This is a genomic window from Rothia sp. 27098_8_27, assembly GCF_041432805.1.
In the GTDB taxonomy this organism is placed as follows: domain Bacteria; phylum Actinomycetota; class Actinomycetes; order Actinomycetales; family Micrococcaceae; genus Rothia; species Rothia mucilaginosa.
This window is the reverse complement of record NZ_JAPWAJ010000001.1, coordinates 602004-619757: the sequence shown is the minus strand read 5'-3', so window position 1 is coordinate 619757 and position 17754 is coordinate 602004. Positions and strand designations below refer to the sequence as shown.

The following is a 17754-nucleotide window of genomic DNA, read 5'->3' as shown; positions in this document are numbered from 1 at the left end:
TGCCCACCGGTATTTGTGCCCACAAGCAGTACAAACCCAGCCGCGGACACAACCACCCGAGAATGAGGTACCCCGTGACAACACCCGAACTCGCCGCAGCCACCGACTACGGACGCATGTACGCGCGCGTCCGCGGAGGAGAACTCCTCGTCCCCTCCATCACCACCGTCATCGGGCAGCACGCCAACGACCTCAGCGGCTGGCACGGGTACATGGCCGCCAAAGCCGCCCTCGAAGACCAGCGCGCATACCGCGCCACCGGATCCCACGGCCTCAAATTCGCCATCATCCGCGACGCAGCCAGCGCCTCCGAACGATACCGCGACGCAGCTGCCGCCCGAGGGGACCGCGTCCACAACTACGCCGAAAACGTCGCCCTGCGCGCCATGGGACGCGAACACAACCTCGACGAAAGCCGCGAACAGCTCATCATGAACGGCGAACAGGCCTACGCCGACCGCTTCGACGAATGGTGGGAAGCGTTCAAACCCCGCCCCCTCGCCGCCGAAGTCACCATCTGGAACGACACCGTCGGCTACGCGGGCACCCTCGACCTCGTCGCAGAAATCGCAGGCCGAACCTGCATCATCGACTACAAAACCAAAGGCACCGACAAACGCGGCCGCGTCAAAGCACTCGACGAAAAAGTCGTCATGCAGCTCGTCGCCGGACTTAAAGCCGAAGAATCCATCGTCGACCCCGACGAAGGCACCTGGGAACCCTGGAAATACGGTGACGCGCCCGTCCTCATGGGCGTGGCACTCGGCGAAACGCAGGTGCTGCCGCAGCAGGCGAACCCCGCCGTGCTCGAACGTAACTGGTACAAGTTCTGCGCGCTGCGCCGCGTCTGGGAATTCGACCGCCAGGTCCAAGAATTTGAAGACCCCGCGCTCATGCCCGTAGTACCGCCGCCCGCGGTATAGGGGAATACCCCGTCCGTTGAAGGTATGGAAGAAAAACATAGGGGAGAGGCTCAAACCCCTGCGGAGGTGAGCCTAGGGAGATGGGCTCAGCGAGGTGGGGCTCAGCCCTCACCCTGCCGCCTCCACCCCCAGCGCCTCGATTCGTTCTAGATTCGCGCTACTGAATCGGCGACAATAGAACAATAGGCAGAACGGCGCACCTGCTGTGAAGAATGCGCCCGCTGTGAAGAACCCGCTACTGGGAAAAACCGCCAGCGCAGTTCTGCCGCCGTATTGAAATCCGTAAGCACATTCCCGGCACACCGCCGGCAAAGGAGAACCATGACCATCCTGAGCATCCGCACCGTAGGCGACCCGGTGCTGCGCAGCGTCTGCGACCCCATCACCGTCTTCGACGACGACCTGGCACGACTCATCGACGACATGCTAGAAACTATGTACGACGTGGGCGGCGTGGGCCTTGCCGGCCCGCAGGTTGGCATCTCCAAGCAGATCTTCACCTTCGGCGGCATTGACGACCGCGAAGGCTACATCATCAACCCCGTGCTCGAAGTCGGCGAAGAAGACCAGGAAGGCGGCGAAGGCTGCCTGTCCGTGCCCGGCCAGAAGTCCGCAACCCCGCGCAAGAACTGGGCGCGCGTGACCGGAGTGGACCGCCACGGCGAACCCCTCGTGCTGGAGGGGGAGGGCCTGTTCGCGCGCATGCTGCAGCACGAAACCGATCACCTGCACGGCAAGATGTTCATCGACCGCCTCGTAGGTGAAGACCGTCAGCGCGTGATGCGTGCCCTGCGCGCCGCAGACTACAACACTGTCGCCGCGAAGACCATGACCGAGCGTGCAACCCGCGTGGGCGGTGCTTTCGGCGGAGGTGGCGCGTTCGGTGCCGGTTCTGCTGGTTCCTCCTTCGGTAGCTTCGGAAAGTAGGCTCACATGCTCAACATCATTTACGCAGGCACCCCCGACGTCGCTGTGCCCCCGCTCGACTACCTGGCGAACTCCGATAAGGTGCGCGTGGTCGGCGTGCTCACCCGCGAAGACGCCCCCGTGGGCCGCAAGCGCGTGCTCACTCCCTCCCCGGTCGCGCAGCGCGCCGAGGAGCTCGGCCTGCCCATCGTGAAGGCAAACCGCTGGAACGACGAAGCCGCCGCATCCATCGCTGAGCTGAACGCTGACGCAGCCGCCGTGGTCGCCTACGGTGCCCTGCTGCCGCTGCCCGCGCTCGAATCCCTGCGCTACGGCTGGGTCAACCTGCACTTCTCCAAGCTGCCCGCATGGCGCGGCGCCGCCCCCGTGCAGCGCGCCCTCATCGCCGGTGAGCAAGAAATTTTCTCCACCACCTTCCTGCTCGAAGAAGGCCTGGACACCGGCCCCACCTTCGAACAGGAATCCACCCCCGTAGCCGCCGACGACACCGCAGGCACCGTGCTGATGCGCCTCGCAACCAGCGGCGGCGCGCTGCTTGAACGCACCTTCGAACGCCTCGAAGCGGGCGAGAACGGCACCGTGCAGGTCGAGGACGAGTCGGTTAGCTACGCCTCCAAGATGAGCATTGCTGACGGCCGCCTCACCTGGACCGAGCCCGCCGAGCAGATCCTGGCACGTTTCCGCGGCGTGACCCCCGAACCTGGCGCATGGTGCGAACTGGGCGAAAACCGCTTCAAGATCGGTGGTCTGGCGGTTGCTGACGAGCGCCTGGTGCAGTCCCTGACCGAGGCGAACGGCGGCCCCCTCGCACCCGGTGCGGTGCGTCTGCACGCGAAGAAGGTACTCGTGGGCACCGGTACCGAACCCCTGATGCTGCTGCAGGTTCAGCCTGCCGGTAAAAAAATGATGGATGCGCCCGCGTGGGCTCGCGGCGCTGGCAAGGACATGGCGGAAGGCCTGGTGGTACTCGCATGAGCAACGAAAAGCGCCCCTACAAGGGAGGACACGGCAAGCCCGGTCATGCTGGCAATGGCAAGCCCGGCAACGGCAAGTTCAGCCAGGGTAGCGGTCAGGGTAAGTTCAATCAGGGCGGCGGTCAGGGTGAAGGCGGTGCGAAGCGTAAGCGTCGCCGCCGCTCCGGCGCTGGCAGCGGCTCTGGTGTGAGCGAGCAGAGCCGCCCGCAGAAGTGGGATGGCAACTCCCGCGGCGAATCGCGTACCGAATCGCGTACCGGCCGCCGCTTTGACGGCCTGACCAGCGTCGAACGCGCCGCACGCCGCGCCAAGACCGAACACGACGACACCAAACGCGGTGGCGGCGGCACCTCCCAGCGCAATAAGAGCGGCCACGAACGCAACCGCCGCTCCATGTCCGCCCGCGAATTCTCCGCGGCGGCACCCTCCGCACGCTCGCGTACCGCAGACACCGCACGCGCAACCGTCTTCGACGTACTGCGCTCCGTAGCGGAATCCGACGCCTACGCGAACCTCGTGCTACCCAAGGCGATTCGTAGCCACCGCCTCGACCACCGCGACGCAGGCTTCGCCACCGAGCTGACCTACGGCACGCTGCGCCACCAGGGCACCTACGACGCAATCCTCAGCCGCTGCGTAGACCGCCCTATCGAGAAGGTCGGCACCACCACCCTGATCGTGTTGCGCATGGGCGTGCACCAGCTGCTGAACATGCGCGTTCCCGCCCACGCGGCACTGAACCAGAGCGTGTCCCTGGCACGCGAAAAGATCGGTGCGGGCCCGGCAAGCTTCATCAACGCGGTGCTGCGCCGTGTCTCCGAGCGCACCCCCGAAGAATGGTACGAACTCATCATCGAGGACGTGAAGGACGACACCGAGCGCATGGCGCTGCTCGCCTCGCACCCCGGCTGGATTGTGCGTTCCATGCGCCAGGCACTCGTCGCGCACGGCCGCCCCGCCTCCGAAATTGAGCAGCTGCTCGAAGCAGACAACCTCGCCCCCGTGGTGAACCTGGTTGCGCTGCCCGGCCTGGGTAGCCTCGACGAGGCACGCGAACAGGGCGCCGTCGACGGCGAGCTGGTTGAAAGTTCGGCGCTGTACGCCTCCGGCGACTTGGCGCGCCTGGAATCCGTACGTGAAGGCACCGTCCGCGCGCAGGATGCCGGCTCCCAGCTGGTGGCACGCGCGCTCGCCGCCGCACCCCTGGACGGCACCGACACCGCATGGCTCGACCTGTGCGCAGGCCCCGGTGGTAAGGCGGCGCTCCTCGGCGCGCTCGGTATTCAGCGCGGCGCATCCCTGGTTGCCAACGAGGCGGCACCGCACCGCGCGCAGCTCGTGGAATCCTCCATGCGCCCCCTGCCCGAGGATAGCTACGCGGTGCTCACCGGCGACGGCCGCCAGATCCGTGAGACCCTGCGCAAGAACGCATCCGACCTGCCCGGATCCATTGAGCCCGGTCAGCTTTTCGACCGCGTCATGGTGGATGTGCCCTGCTCCGGTCTGGGCGCCCTGCGCCGCCGCCCCGAGGCGCGTTGGCGCAAGTCCCCGCGCGATATTGCTGAGCTGCTGCCCCTGCAGCGTCAGCTCCTGGATGCAGCCATTGAGGCGACCCGCCCCGGCGGTGTTATCGCCTACGTGACCTGCTCCCCGCACGCGGCAGAAACCCAGAACATTGTTGCCGAGGTACTCGAAAGCGGCGCGGTCAGCCTGCTTGACTCCGCCGCCGCACTGCGCGAAGTCGCCCTGCATACCGAAGGCGCGAACGGCGAACCCGTGAGCGTGCTGGCGGGGGAGAAGGACCCCGGCCATACCCCCGAGATCAAGGTCAAGAAGGGGGCGCCGGTCGTGAAGGCTTCGGAGAACCCGACCACCGCGCAGCTGTGGCCGCACGTACACGGAACCGACGCCATGTTCCTCGCCCTGCTGCGTAAGAACTAGCCGCTTCACCGCCTAGCATCACCCGCCATACGGTACGGACTTGAAAGGAACCCCATGGGTATTGCCATTAACCCGTCGATTCTCTCGGCGGATTTCGCGAACCTGCAGCGCGAGCTGGAGCGCATTTCCACCGCAGACGCCGCGCATATTGACGTGATGGACAACCACTTCGTCCCCAACCTCACCTGGGGCCCGCCGGTGGTCAAGCGTCTGCGCGAAATCTCCCCGGTGCCGTTCGATGTGCACCTGATGATTGAGGACGCCGACCGCTGGGCGCCCCAGTACGCCAGCATGGGCTGCGAATCGGTGACCTTCCACGCGGAGGCGGCTATCGCCCCCATCAAGCTGGCGCGCACCCTGCGTGCTGAGGGCGCGAAGGCGGGTATGGCGCTGCGCCCGGCAACCGCTGTGGAACCCTACCTGGACATGCTCGGCGAACTGGACATGCTGCTGATCATGACCGTGGAACCCGGCTTCGGCGGCCAGGCGTTCCTGGACGTGACCCTGCCAAAGATCGCCCGCGCCGCCAAGGCGATTGAGGGCGCGAACCTGCCGGTGACCGTGCAGGTGGATGGCGGCATCACCGAAGAGACCATCCTGCGTGCCGCGGAGGCGGGCGCAACCTGCTTCGTTGCCGGTAGCTCGGTCTACGGTGTGGACGAGGCGCTCGGCGGTCCGGAGGCGGCAATCGCCTCCCTGCGTGCGGCGGCCGCATCGGTCAAGCGTTCCGGCGCCGGTTGCGGTTGCGGCTGCTAGCGGTGCTTGCCGGTAACGGTACCCCTGCGTTCTGAATCCGGTGCCTTGATCCGGCGCCCGCATCTATAACCCCGCACCCATAAAACCTCATACGCCCCGTTGTGAAGACTGCGCCCCGTCGCGGCTCTTCGCGGCGGGGCGTTTTGTATGCGCTTGGGTGCGTAGGCGAAGTTACCGTCAAGCGGGTGTAGGGTGGGGAGGACCACCCTTTTAAATGACATAGTGTCAGCAAGACTATGACAAAACGTGAAATATGTTAACCCGCGCAATTCCGCGGTAAAACCGGGCATCCTGACGGTCAGAGAAGCCAAGCTGAACCCGCCTTGATGTAACACTCAGATATCTGTAAGGTTAGGTATAGTTTAGTCATATCTAGGGGGAACTATGTCTTTCAACCGAACCGAGCTGACCGACGCCGAAAACCACGGCGCATCGGGCGTTAACCGCCGCGCCTTCTTCGGCCTGGCGCTCGCCTCCTCGGCTGCTCTCGCCCTCGCAGCATGCAGCAGCGAGACCACCACGACCACCACTTCCGGCGGTTCCACCTCCGGCGGCAACAGCGGCACCCGCACCATCAAGGACATTGATGACGAGAATGTAGAAGTTCCCGCCAACCCGCAGAAGGTTATCGTCCTCTCTGAGCCCACCCTCGACGGCCTGCTTGCCCTCGGCGTGACCCCCGTCGGTTCCGTCTCCGGTCGCGGCCAGTCCGGCGTGCCCAACTACCTTGCCGACCGCGCCAAGGGCGTGCAGATCATCGGCACCGTCGCCCAGGTCAACTACGAGCAGATCGGCAACCTTGATCCCGACCTGATTCTGGTCGACTCCACCGGCGTGGACAAGCGCTCCGAAACCTACGAAACCCTCAAGAAGATCGCCCCCGTGGTCTACTGCGGCTACGCGGGCGGCGACTGGCGCATCAACTTCCGCAACGTCGCCAACGCCATGAACATGGTCGACAAGGGCGAAGAAGTCATCAAGGCATACGAGGCAAGCGCCGCAACGTTGAAGGATCAGCTCGCCCCCAAGTACGGCGACAAGACCTTCTCCATCGTCCGCTGGGCAGGCAACGGCCCCGCCCTGATTCTCAAGGAACTGCCCGCCGGCCAGGTACTCAACGACCTGGGCCTCAAGCGCCCCGAGTCGCAGGATCGCAACGGTCAGGGCCACTCCGAGCCCGTCTCCCTGGAGAACCTGGCAACCATCGACGCGGACTACATGTTCCTGGGCACCCTCGGCGGCGCAAGCCAGCAGAACCCGAACGCGCAGGGCTCCGCAGGTCTGCAGGGCGCCGAAGAAGCACTGAATAAGGCGAAGGAAACCTCCGGCTTCACCAACCTGAAGGCAGTCAAGGACGACCACGTGATTCTCGTGGACGGCTCCAAGTGGACCTCCACCGGCGGCCCGCTACTGCTCGAGGGCATTATCGAAGACGTCAAGAAGGCGCTTCCGCTCTAAACGCCCTGTTCTGAACACCCCGTTCTAAATACCCTGTGAAGCAATCACCCGCTGAAGCTTCCGCCACCCTTCCCGCCGCGACCTAAAAATCGCGGCGGGAAGGGGATGCACGACCCACCACACCATCCTCAAGGACCACAATGACCGAAACTCGACCCGTGCGCACCGCAGCCCGCTACGGTGCCGTCGTGGCTCTCGCCGGCGCGCTCATCACCCCCGGAGCAGCGCTGACCGGCACCACTCTCGCATTCGCGGATACTCCCGCCGCCACCCAGCAGGCTGATAAGGCTACCGTGACCATCTCCACCGAGAAGTGGCGCGAAGGTAAGCTCGTGCTGCGCGGCACCGGCTTTACCAGCACCGCACCCGGTCGCGGCGCAGTGTTCGCCGTGAAGTTCCTCGACGCCCTGCCGGATGAGGCTCACCAGGCGATTAACCCGATTACCAAGAAGGGCGGCAACTCGCCCGCGAACTTCATGGCAACAGCCAAAGAGGACGGCACCTTTGAGGTTGAGGTGTCCTTGCCGACCCCCGAAAACACCGGTCTGACCGCTGAGCAGCTGAAGAACAAGGGCTGGACCGTGGAGGGTACCAGCCACCGTATTCAGGTGCTTTCCGGCTCCCTGGGTGGTACGGATGCGGACGGTAACACCTACGACCGTCGTGCATCTGTGTCGCAGAATATTACGCTGAGCGACCCGGCTCCGAGCCCGGCACCGACCGCAGAGCCCACGGCTGAGCCTTCTGCGACGGCTGAGCCTACCGCTGAGCCCAGTGCAACTGCAGAGCCTACCGCGGATCCCTCCGCTACCGCTGAGCCTTCTGCAACTGCCGAGCCTACCGCAGAACCCACCCCCGCACCGACCGCAGAGCCGACCCCCGCCCCCAGCGAAGACTCGAAAACCTGCGCCCCCGCTGACGGCTCCTTCACCCCGCGCCTGACCATCGAGAACCCCAAGGCGGTTCAGGGCGGCAAGCTGCACCTGACCGGTGACGGCTGGTGCAACCCCGAAGACAAGAAGGCATCCGTTATTGGTCTGAAGATTGACGACGGCAAGGTGTCCCGTAACGACGCCACCGCGGTCAACGACAACCGCACCATCTGGGCTGTCATCACCCCCGATGAAAACGGCCACATCGACACCTGGATTGACCTGCCCACCCGCGACAACGCAGCCTTCAAGAATGAGGAAGACGCCGCAAAGTACGCCTCCGGTGAGCACACCCTGCGCCTGCTGACTGGTAGCCTGCGTGAGGGCGACCGATCCGGAACCTACGGCGGCGCCAACAGCCAGGGCGGCATCAACACGACCTTCACCATCGGTGAGTACGCCCCCGGTGACGCACCCGAGCCGGTCAATGCCTCCGAACTGACCGCTGGTAATGGCGTGCAGGTGAGCCGTGACGGCTCCACCGTGACCGTGACCGTGCCGAACGCTGAACCGGGCACCTGGGTGTACGCCGCGACCTACCTTGGCAACTCCCCGCAGACCCTCTACGGCTCCGGCTGGAAGCGCCTGGATGGCAACCGCAGCTTCAGCTACGAAACCAGCGTGAGCATGCCCGCCGCAACCTACCGCGTGGTCGTGCATAACGGCAACCAGGGCGCTGAAAATGCGGTGCTCGGTTTTGCTGACATGACCGTGGAACGCGCTGTTACCCCTCGTCAGGACGTTTCCCGCGATGAGCAGGACGCCACCGACCAGCTGGTCGAAGAGCTGAACGAGAACCCCGCAACCAGCACCTCTACCGCGCCGGTTCCCATGCGTAACGCGGGCGGCCGCATCAGCACCCGCGCCACCGACGTGGACGCATCCCTCGCCGCGCTCTCGCAGAGCACCGCTCCGGTCGTGAACCGCGTGCAGGCTAAGGCGAAGGTTCAGAGCGCGCAGAAGAACCTGGCTACCAGCCTGCAGAAGACCGAAGCCAACGCGAAGAAGGCTGCGAAGGCAGCCGCTGGTTCGCAGGGCTCGCAGAACACGCAGGGTTCGCAGAACTCCGCCGCAGGCACCAAGGCACAGGGCCCGACCATTGAGGGTACTGAGCTGACCGGTCTGACCAAGTGGCTGGTCAACAACGCCAATAACCTGCTGCTCTCGGCGGCTGGCCTGGTGGTTTTGGCTGCGGCTCTGCTACTGCGCACCTCCAAGAAGTAAGCTTTCTGACCACACATTCACACCGGCACCGGTCCACGCTCCACACTTTTGACCCTGCACCCTTGAACAGGGGCGTGGATCGGGTGCCTCCAACCATTCGGGTCACGACCCGCTGAACTGCACCTCACGAACCCGGTAGCGTTCAGCTTCGACCCCGGTAATTTTGAAAGGACCACCATGCGTGCACCTTTTTCGGGAGCCCCGAAGGCATCCCTGACCTCTAAGGCGCTGACCGCCTGCGCTGCCGCAACCCTGGCGCTGGGCTTGGGCGTTGGCACTGCATCCGCTCTGCCTCCGGGCGGTGCGAAGGCATCCACCCCCGGCACCTCCTCAACCGTTTCCTCCTCCGTGAGTGAGCACGGCGTGATTTCCTTTACCCTAAGCGGCTTCCCCGCGAATGCTGTGGTGTCCGTGAAGGTGGACGACGGCAACCTGTGCCCCTCCGATGCGGCTCAGGGCGCGTGCGTGGTGCACCAGCAGAAGGCCGATAGCAACGGCAACGTCTCCGGTTCCTTCGTTCTGCCGGATGTAGGCCCTGGCACCCACACCCTGCGTTTCCTCGCATCCGGTGAGAAGCGCGACAAGGACGGCAAGTACCTGGGTACCGAGGCGTACAGCAACCGCAGCCCCGAGTTCACCGTGGTGGGTGAGGGCGGTTCGGATAATTCCTCCTCGAACTCTTCGGGTTCTTCCTCGAACCGCGGCTCTTCCAGCTCGAAGAGCAACGGTGGTTCCTCGAACGGCGGCTCGAACTCTAACAACTCAGACTCTGCAGACGAGGCTCAGGGCTCTAACGATTCCAACGAGTCCTCCTCCAATGGTGGTTCGAACGGCTCCTCGAATGGTTCTGCAGGTGGCGCGGCTGAGGCTGAGACAGTGTACACCGACGCTGACGGCAACACCATCACTAAGGAGGAGTACGACCGCCTGAACGCGGAAGCTGACTCTTCCGGTACCTCCGGTACCTCTGGCTCTTCCGCTGCGCCTGCTGCTTCGGCTTCTGCAAATGCCCAGAAGAAGGCAACCGTTTCGGCGAGCGCATCTTCTTCGGCTGTTGCGCGCGGTGCTGCGTCGAGCCCGAGCGCTTCGGCTTCGGGCGCGGCTAACACCGCATCCACCGTTCAGACCGTGACTTACGGTGCTGCGTTCCCGTGGATTGGCGTGGTGGTTCTGGGCGTAAGCATTGTGGGTGCCGCTGCACTGCTGCTGACCCGTAAGCGCTAAGACTTAACGTCGGATGCGGGTGGGGGAATACCCGCCCGCTCCGGCGTTTCTCTCATTATCTACCGGTGTGCCGGGTGCCCCTCGCGTGGTGTGGGTGTGCCGGGTGCGCCTCCCTAGTTTTCTTGTATCGAGCATAAGGAGCATAGTGGCCCGCACGAGCTCATTGTCCCGAGATGTTCAGCAGGAGAGTACGTCCCGTCAGGGTTCTGTGATTCAGGGGCAGAAGTTGGGTAAGCGCCTGGCTTTTCTGTTCTTGTTTGCGGTGCTTTTGGTGGGGGCTGTGGCTGCTTCTTTGCTGTTCGGGTCGAATAATCTTCCGCCGGATCAGGTTCTGGCTGTTTTCAATGGCACTGCTTCTGAGCAGGCGCAGACGATTGTGATGGAGCAGCGCATTCCGCGTACCTTGGTGGGTCTTGCGGCGGGTGCGGCGTTGGCGGTTGCCGGTTCTTTGATGCAGTCGTTGACTCGTAACCCGCTGGCTGAGCCCGGCCTGATGGGTGTGAATGCCGGTGCTGCGGTGGCTGTGATTGCTTCCGTGGTGGTTTTTGGCGTGATGGGTATTTGGCAGTACATGGTTGCTGCGACGATTGGTGGCGCGTTGGCTGCGGTGCTGGTGTACACGCTGGGTCGTGGTCGTGACGGGTCGATTGTGAAGCTCGCTCTGGCGGGTGTGGCGATTTCTGCGGCGCTGTCGGCGATTGCACAGGGCCTGATTTTGGCTGATCAGGATGCATATAACGAGTTCCGTGTGTGGGTTGCCGGTTCGCTGGAGGGCCGCGGTATGGATATCGCGTCGACGGTGGGTCCGGTGATTCTGCTGGGTATGCTGGTGGCGTTCTTTGTGGCTCCTGCGATTAATGCTCTGAGTATGGGCGAGGAGGCGGCGACCAGCCTCGGCGTGAGTGTGCGTACGACCCAGAATTTGACGTTGCTGGCGGTGACGGTGCTTGCCGGTGCGGCGACTGCTGCGGTGGGTCCGATTGGTTTTGTGGGTTTGGCGGTGCCGTTTGTGGTGCGTGCCCTACTCGGTAATGATGTGCGCTGGGTGAATTATGGTTCGGCGCTGTTGGGTCCGGTGTGGCTGCTGTGTGCTGACGTGTTGGCGCGTGTGCTGGTGGCTCCGCAGGAGACTCAGGTGGGTATTGTGGCGACTCTTGCCGGTGCCCCGGTGTTCTTGTTCTTGATGACTCGTCGTAAGGTGGAGGCTCTCTAATGTCGAATTCTTCCGCTGTTTCGACGGCGACCGTCACCACTGCAGCTAATCGTTCTGCGCGTCGTAGCGGCCGCGATTTGGGTGGCCGCCCGGTGTTGACTGTGCGCGGTCCGCTGAGTGCTCAGGTGCCGTGGCGTGTGCTGATTTTGAATGTGGCGTTGGTGGTGCTGATTGCGGCGCTGGCGTTTTGGGGCATGTTGCAGGGTGATTATAAGATCGCCCCGGAGAAGCTGATCCCGGCGCTGCTGGGTGAGGGCAAGCAGATTACGGTGACTTTCGCTCAGCAGCGTGCGGCGCGTATTGTGGCGGCGCTTCTGGTGGGTGCGGCGCTTGGTCTCTCGGGTGCGATTTTCCAGGTGATTTCGGGTAATGCCCTGGGTTCGCCGGATATTATCGGCTTCACGAATGGTGCTGCGACCGGTGCGCTGTTGCAGATTATTGTCTTCAATTCCGGCCCCGTTGAGGTTGCTCTGGGTGCTGTGGTTGGTGGCTTGGCGACTTCGGTGCTGGTGTGGCTGTTGACGCGCCGCACGGGCCTGCATGGCTTCCGCTTGGTGCTGGTCGGTATTGGTGTGGGGTCGACCCTGGCGGCGTTCAATGCGCTGCTGGTGGTGCGTGCTTCGCTGACTCAGGCGCAGACCGCGGCGTCCTGGCTTGCCGGTTCGCTCAATGACATCACGTGGGAGCGCACCTACGCGCTGATGGGTCTGCTGCTCGTGGTGACTCCGCTGTTGCTGATGCTGGTCCGCCCGCTGGGCGCGATTCGTTTTGGTGACCAGGTGGCATCCGGTTTGGGTGTGAGCGTGAACGCGTACCGTGTGGCGGCTCTGTTTATCGGTGTGCTTCTGGTTTCGCTGGCGACCGCGACGACCGGCCCGATTGCCTTTGTCGCCCTGGCGGCACCGCACATCGCGAAGACCCTGTCTCGCAGTGGCGGGGTGGGCTTCACCTCCGCGGCACTTATGGGTGCGCTCATGGTGCTCGGCTCTGACCTGATTGGCCGATTCGCTGTTCCCGGACGCATCATTCAGGTGGGTGTGGTGACCGGCGCGATTGGCGGCCTGTACCTGATTTACCTGATTTACCTCGAAAGGAAGAAGAGCTAGTGAACGCTAGTGTGACGACCCGCCTTGAAGGCGAGAACATGGTGGTTGCCTACGGTGAGCATACGGTGCTCAACGGGGTAGATTTTCAGGTGCCGGAGGGGGAGCTGACCGTTATCCTGGGCCCGAACGCCTGCGGTAAGTCGACCACCTTGAAGGCTCTTGCCCGCGTGAACCCGCTCAAGGAGGGTGAGGTTCGCCTGGACGGCACCCCGCTGCCGCAGATGAAGTCCCGCGCCATCGCCAAGATCCTGGCGATGCTGCCGCAGACCCCGGAGGCGCCTAGCGGCGTGACCGTGGCGGATGTGGTGGCGCGCGGCCGCTACCCGCACCAGTCGCTGCTGCGTTCCTGGTCTGATGAGGACGAGCGCGCCTGCGTGGAGGCGATGCAGGCGGCGAACGTGCTGGAGCTTGCTGCGCGTCCCATTGAGGCGCTTTCGGGCGGTCAGCGTCAGCGTGTGTGGATTGCCATGACCCTGGCGCAGCAGACCCCGCTGATTCTGCTCGATGAGCCGACCACCTACCTGGACATCACGCACCAGATTGAGGTGCTGAACCTGACGAAGAAATTGCATTCTGAAGGGCGAACGGTAGCCGTGGTGTTGCATGACCTGAACCTCGCTTTCAGGTATGCTACTCATGTTGTGTTAATGAAGCAGGGCCGGATTATCGCTCAGGGCGATCCGCGTGCGATAATTACACCGGAACTTATCCAGGAAGTTTTTGACCTGCAATCAGTCATTATTCCTGATCCATGCACTGGCACCCCTTTGGTTATTCCGAAGGAGAACCAAACAATTCATATTGCCGCTGACGCTATTTCGGCGGCCCGCGAAAGCGAATAGTTTTCGCCCCTAAGCCGCGTGGGAGTTAGCACCAACCGTCTCAGTACGGGGGGAAAAGCTCGGCATTGCGCCAAGCAGCGAACGCTAGGATCTGAGGGACCCAGGATCCCCTGCGCGTAGGGCGCCTACCCGGTGCTCGCCCGTCTTTGACGCATGAACGGCTCCGAGCACTGGGTAGGTTCCATTTTGGGAACCCGCAGATGAGGCACCGAGACTGCCGCATGAAACCTTCACTGTTTGAAGGTTTGATGCACGATCTCGGTGCCTCATCTCTTTTAACTTCTGGGCTGGGTCTGGGCTGGTCTTAGGTGGGGTGGGGTTGTGGCGGCTTTGTGCTTGGGTTTTTAGTAGCGTGTGCTCGCTGTCATGAATGTCATGTTGTGGTTCTTTCACTTTTTCCTTTGGCTGGAGTTTGGGTAAGGGATACCATAGAGTGAGGTAGTGGAGGCTAACTAACGATAATGCGCCTCCTCACCGATTTTCACCGATTGAGTGTTTCCACAGACCAAGGAGGAACCGTTGGGCGAGCACGAACCCACCGCGACCGTTCCCGCGCAGAGTATTTCTGCCCAGAACACTTCTGAACAGGCTACTTCGGCGCAGCCGCGTACCGTTGCGCCGACCGTGCGCCCGGCCCCTCCCAAGATCCCGCGCCCCGTACCGGCACCGCGCGTGGACAGCCCCCTCATCAGCGCCATTATCGCCGATGCGGTCAGCCCCGAAGAGCTGAACGCCCGCATCCTTGAGGTCGTCTCCGAAGGCACCCCCATCATCGAGCCGGTGCACCGCGAAGACGGCAGCATCAGTGAGAACGAACGCATCGTTACCTTCCTGTACCACAACGAGCAGGCGGAGCAGGTGCTCATGTTCATCAACCGCCTGACCGATGAGAAGAACCTTGACCGTTCCCTCATGGCCCGCATCGAGGGCACTGGCTGGTGGCAACTGAGCATGCAGATGGAAACCACTTGGCGTGCCTCCTACAACTTCTTGCCGGCGCTGCCCGGCGAGCGCCCCGCCTGGCTGGGCGATGACGACCAGGTGCGCCTGCGCGCCGCCCTGGACTCCGGCGAGGGCGACCCGCTGAACCCCGAGACCGTGTGCAACCGTGTCGGTCGTTGCATGGGTGTGGTGCAGCTTGAGCACGCGCCGGTGCAGGAGTTCATCCTGACTCAGGAAGAGATTGACGCGCTGCCCGCCCCCGAGTGGATGCAGACCTCTGACGGTCACCAGTACGTGCTCGGTCGTGTGGGTGACCCCGCCCCGGATGCGCCGCTGTTCATCCAGTTCGACGGTGAGATGTGGTTCAGCCAGGGCATGGAGCACACCCTCAACCGTGCCCACGAGGCGGGCCGTATTCCGGCGATGCACGTGTTCTTCCTGCACTCTGGCGGTCGTGAGAACCGCTGGAAGGAGCTGAACGGCGACAACCCGGTTGCCGACTACCTGGTGGACATTGCATTCCCGCACCTGGAGGCAGTGCACGGCATTAAGACCGCGCCGCAGAACATTGTGATTAACGGTCAGTCGCTGGGCGGTCTGTCCTCCCTGCTGGCGGTGCTGAGCCGCCCGGAGGCGTTTGGCGGCGCGATCGCGCAGTCTTCGTCGCTGTGGCAACCGCAGGTCATGGACCGCCTGGACGAGCTGGAGGCGGCGGGCGAGATTGATCGCCTGCGCCACCTGTACCTTGAGATTGAGGTGGGGGAGCAGGAGTGGGTTCTGGTACCGCCTCACCGCGAGTTGAAGGAGCGCCTGGAAAAGCTGGGCCTGAAGAATGCGCGTTGCACGGCCTTCAACGGCGGTCACGATTATGCGTGCTGGCGCGGTGCAATTGTGCCGGCGTTGGAGCGTATTATTGCTGCCTGCCGGGAGGCTGAGCGCGCTGAGCGGAGCTTAGCTGAGGAGTAGCGAGAGGTCGCCTATGAATCCTGCACGGGTAGAGCACACCCCGCATGGTGGGCGTGCGGGGGTCCTGTTAGGGTAAACACCGCCGCGCCCGTATCCTAGAGAAGTACAGCCTAAGAGAAGTGCAACACTACCGCGCCGCGAGGGGTGCCGAAGGGTACCCGGCGCAGGTTGCGCACCCGCCCTCATTGACGAGATGGCATCACGCTGCGAACGCACGCAGCACGTGAGCGCTATAGAAACCGCAAACGACACAGAAATCGAGAGAAGATGACCGTAGAACGTAGCCCCCTGGCCCCCACGCCGCTCATCCCCGAGTCTTTTGCCGCGAAGTACCGCGAAGCCGGCTACTGGATTGACCAGACTATCCCCGAGTTCCTGCTAGATACATGCCGCGCAAAGCCGCACTTCCCGGCGCTGGTGGCGCTCTCGCACGCGCAGCTCGATGAGGACGGCAAGCCCCAGCAGATTCGCCTCTCCTACGGTGAGCTGGAGGCGGCAGGTCGTGCCGCTGCGGCGCGCCTCGTTCAGGCTGGCGTGCAGCCGGGCGACCGTGTGCTGCTGCAGCTGGGTAACACTGCCGAGTACCTGGTGTACCTGCTGGGTATTTTCTGGGCGGCGGCGCTGCCGGTGTTCTGCCTGCCGCAGCACCGCACCACCGAGCTCGTGCACTTTGCGACCCGCACCGACGCTGCGGCGCACGTGTTCTCTTCGCTGACCCCGGGCGCAGATTTCACCGCCCTGCACGAGGACGTTGCCGCCGAGCTGCGCAAGAACTCCCTGGAGCCGCCGGTTGCTATTGACGTTGCGGAGCCGCTGACCCCGCTGACCGAAGAGGAGCTCGCTGAAGAGTTCGTGCCCGGTGTCATTCAGAACACCGAGAACCTGCGCGCGAGCGAGCAGGTGGCGTTCCTGCAGCTCTCCGGCGGTACGACCGGCATTTCGAAGCTGATTCCTCGCACCCACGCCGCCTACCTGTACTCGGTGCGCGGCTCGGTCGATATCTGCAAGCTGAACAACAACACGACCATGCTCGTGGTGCTGCCCGCCGCGCATAACTTCACGATGAGCTCGCCCGGTATTCTGGGTGTCATGTGCGCCTCTGGCAAGCTGGTGTTTGCGGCGGATCCGTCCCCGCAGACTGCGTTCCACCTCATTGAGATGGAGGGTGTGACCACCTCCGCGCTGGTGCCGCCGTTGGCTCAGGCGTGGGTCGCCTCCGCGGAGAAGCGCGGCGTGTCCCTGCCGTCCCTGCAGACCCTGCAGGTGGGCGGTTCGAAGCTGGCTCCGGCGGTTGCAGGCAAGATTGAGTCGGTGCTCGGCTGCACCGTTCAGCAGGTGTTCGGCATGGCTGAGGGCCTGGTGAACTACACCCGCTCGACCGACCCGATTGAGATGCGTCTGAGGACCCAGGGCTACCCGATCAGCCCCGACGACGAAATCCTGATTGTTGATGATCAGGACCAGCCGGTCAAGCGCGGCGAGAGCGGTCACCTGCTCACCCGCGGCCCGTACACGATTCGCGGCTACTACCTGGAGGAGAACGCGAACCGCTATGGCTTCACCGAGGACGGCTTCTACCGCACCGGCGACATTGTGCGACTGGTCGCTGGCAAGTATCTTGAGGTGACCGGCCGCGCGAAGGACCAGATTAACCGCAACGGCGAGAAGATTGCCGTGGACGAAATCGAAGAGCTGGCGCTGACCCACCCCGACGTTTTTGACGCCGTGGTCCTGGGCATCCCGGATGAGACTGTGGGCGAGCGCGTGGGCCTGGTCATTGTGCCGCAGGAAGGCGCCGACCTGGGCGAAAACCCGCGCCGCACGATGCACGAGTTCTTCACCTCGAAGAAGCTCGCCGACTTCAAGATCCCGGAGCGCGTGCAGGTTCTGCAGGAGCTGCCCACCACGAACGTGGGTAAGATTTCTCGCCGCGAACTGCGCGCCAAGCTTGCCGAAATTTTCGGCTAAACCGTACGCCCTTATTCCTACCCCTATTGAGGAGAAAAATGTCCGCATTTGAGACCCTGCGCCCCATCATGGAGAAGTACATCGTCGAGCCCGACTCCCTGCAGACCGCTTTTGACGAGCCGACCACCGACCTGTTCTCCCTGGGCATGGATTCTATGGGCGCATTCGCCCTGCTCGACGACCTTGCCGCTGAGGGCGCCGTGATTGAGTTTACCGAGCTGGTGGAGAACCCGACCGTGGAGTTCATCGCCTCCCGCCTGGGCTAAGCGTTACCGCACCCCGAGTGCCCGCCTGCCGCGAATGCAGGCGGGTACCCGGGGTGTTTGCTACTTACCTCGCTTTTATTTGTGCTGTCTTC

General features: G+C 63.5%; 14 protein-coding genes. All 14 read left to right on the top strand.

Translation table 11 applies throughout. From position 1 onward, the window contains the following. The first annotated feature begins 74 nt into the window (after nucleotides 1–74). The 14 genes from O3675_RS02275 (at nucleotide 75) to O3675_RS02210 (ending at nucleotide 17662) form a co-directional block, all read left to right on the top strand. Complete coding sequence (locus O3675_RS02275; protein ID WP_371570703.1) at nucleotides 75–923, top strand: cytochrome; 849 nt, start codon at nucleotides 75–77, stop codon at nucleotides 921–923. A 321-nt stretch (nucleotides 924–1244) separates the two neighbouring features. Then, the gene (gene def, locus O3675_RS02270) at nucleotides 1245–1850 is read left to right on the top strand and encodes a peptide deformylase (RefSeq protein WP_371570701.1); all 606 of its coding nucleotides are present in this window, start codon (nucleotides 1245–1247) and stop codon (nucleotides 1848–1850) included. A gap of 6 nt (nucleotides 1851–1856) precedes the next feature. Further along, a complete protein-coding gene (gene fmt, locus O3675_RS02265) occupies nucleotides 1857–2825 on the top strand; it encodes a methionyl-tRNA formyltransferase (RefSeq protein WP_371570698.1) in 969 nt (322 codons plus the stop codon). Further along, nucleotides 2822–4765 carry an RsmB/NOP family class I SAM-dependent RNA methyltransferase gene (locus O3675_RS02260; RefSeq protein WP_371570696.1) on the top strand — a complete coding sequence of 648 codons (1944 nt, stop codon included), beginning with the start codon at nucleotides 2822–2824 and terminating at the stop codon, nucleotides 4763–4765. Before fmt ends, O3675_RS02260 begins: the two co-directional genes overlap by 4 nt. 54 nt (nucleotides 4766–4819) lie before the next feature. After that, nucleotides 4820–5521 carry a ribulose-phosphate 3-epimerase gene (gene rpe / locus O3675_RS02255; protein WP_315259728.1) on the top strand — a complete coding sequence of 234 codons (702 nt, stop codon included), beginning with the start codon at nucleotides 4820–4822 and terminating at the stop codon, nucleotides 5519–5521. A 384-nt stretch (nucleotides 5522–5905) separates the two neighbouring features. Beyond that, nucleotides 5906–6979: an ABC transporter substrate-binding protein gene (locus tag O3675_RS02250; RefSeq protein WP_371570692.1), complete on the top strand. Its 1074-nt coding sequence runs from the start codon at nucleotides 5906–5908 to the stop codon at nucleotides 6977–6979. Nucleotides 6980–7119: 140 nt separating this feature from the next. After that, nucleotides 7120–9135 carry a peptidase gene (locus O3675_RS02245; RefSeq protein ID WP_371570690.1) on the top strand — a complete coding sequence of 672 codons (2016 nt, stop codon included), beginning with the start codon at nucleotides 7120–7122 and terminating at the stop codon, nucleotides 9133–9135. 177 nt (nucleotides 9136–9312) lie between these two features. Next, nucleotides 9313–10359, top strand: a complete 1047-nt coding sequence (locus O3675_RS02240) for a hypothetical protein (protein WP_005505567.1) — start codon at nucleotides 9313–9315, stop codon at nucleotides 10357–10359. 163 nt (nucleotides 10360–10522) lie between these two features. After that, nucleotides 10523–11572, top strand: a complete 1050-nt coding sequence (locus tag O3675_RS02235) for an iron ABC transporter permease (protein ID WP_239662331.1) — start codon at nucleotides 10523–10525, stop codon at nucleotides 11570–11572. Further along, on the top strand, nucleotides 11572–12678 hold the full coding sequence (locus tag O3675_RS02230) for an iron chelate uptake ABC transporter family permease subunit (RefSeq protein WP_049342128.1): 1107 nt from the start codon (nucleotides 11572–11574) through the stop codon (nucleotides 12676–12678). Before O3675_RS02235 ends, O3675_RS02230 begins: the two co-directional genes overlap by 1 nt. Then, a complete protein-coding gene (locus O3675_RS02225) occupies nucleotides 12678–13520 on the top strand; it encodes an ABC transporter ATP-binding protein (protein WP_371570687.1) in 843 nt (280 codons plus the stop codon). The genes O3675_RS02230 and O3675_RS02225 overlap by 1 nt, the downstream gene beginning before the upstream one ends. A 519-nt stretch (nucleotides 13521–14039) precedes the next feature. Next, nucleotides 14040–15428 (top strand): enterochelin esterase domain-containing protein, encoded by a 1389-nt coding sequence (locus tag O3675_RS02220; RefSeq protein ID WP_303950768.1) that lies wholly within the window; start codon nucleotides 14040–14042, stop codon nucleotides 15426–15428. Nucleotides 15429–15695: 267 nt separating this feature from the next. Then, nucleotides 15696–17396, top strand: coding sequence for a (2,3-dihydroxybenzoyl)adenylate synthase (locus O3675_RS02215; protein WP_012903308.1), 1701 nt, complete (start codon nucleotides 15696–15698; stop codon nucleotides 17394–17396). 38 nt (nucleotides 17397–17434) lie between these two features. Continuing rightward, nucleotides 17435–17662: a phosphopantetheine-binding protein gene (locus tag O3675_RS02210; RefSeq protein ID WP_005507422.1), complete on the top strand. Its 228-nt coding sequence runs from the start codon at nucleotides 17435–17437 to the stop codon at nucleotides 17660–17662. The last annotated feature ends 92 nt before the right edge of the window (nucleotides 17663–17754 follow it).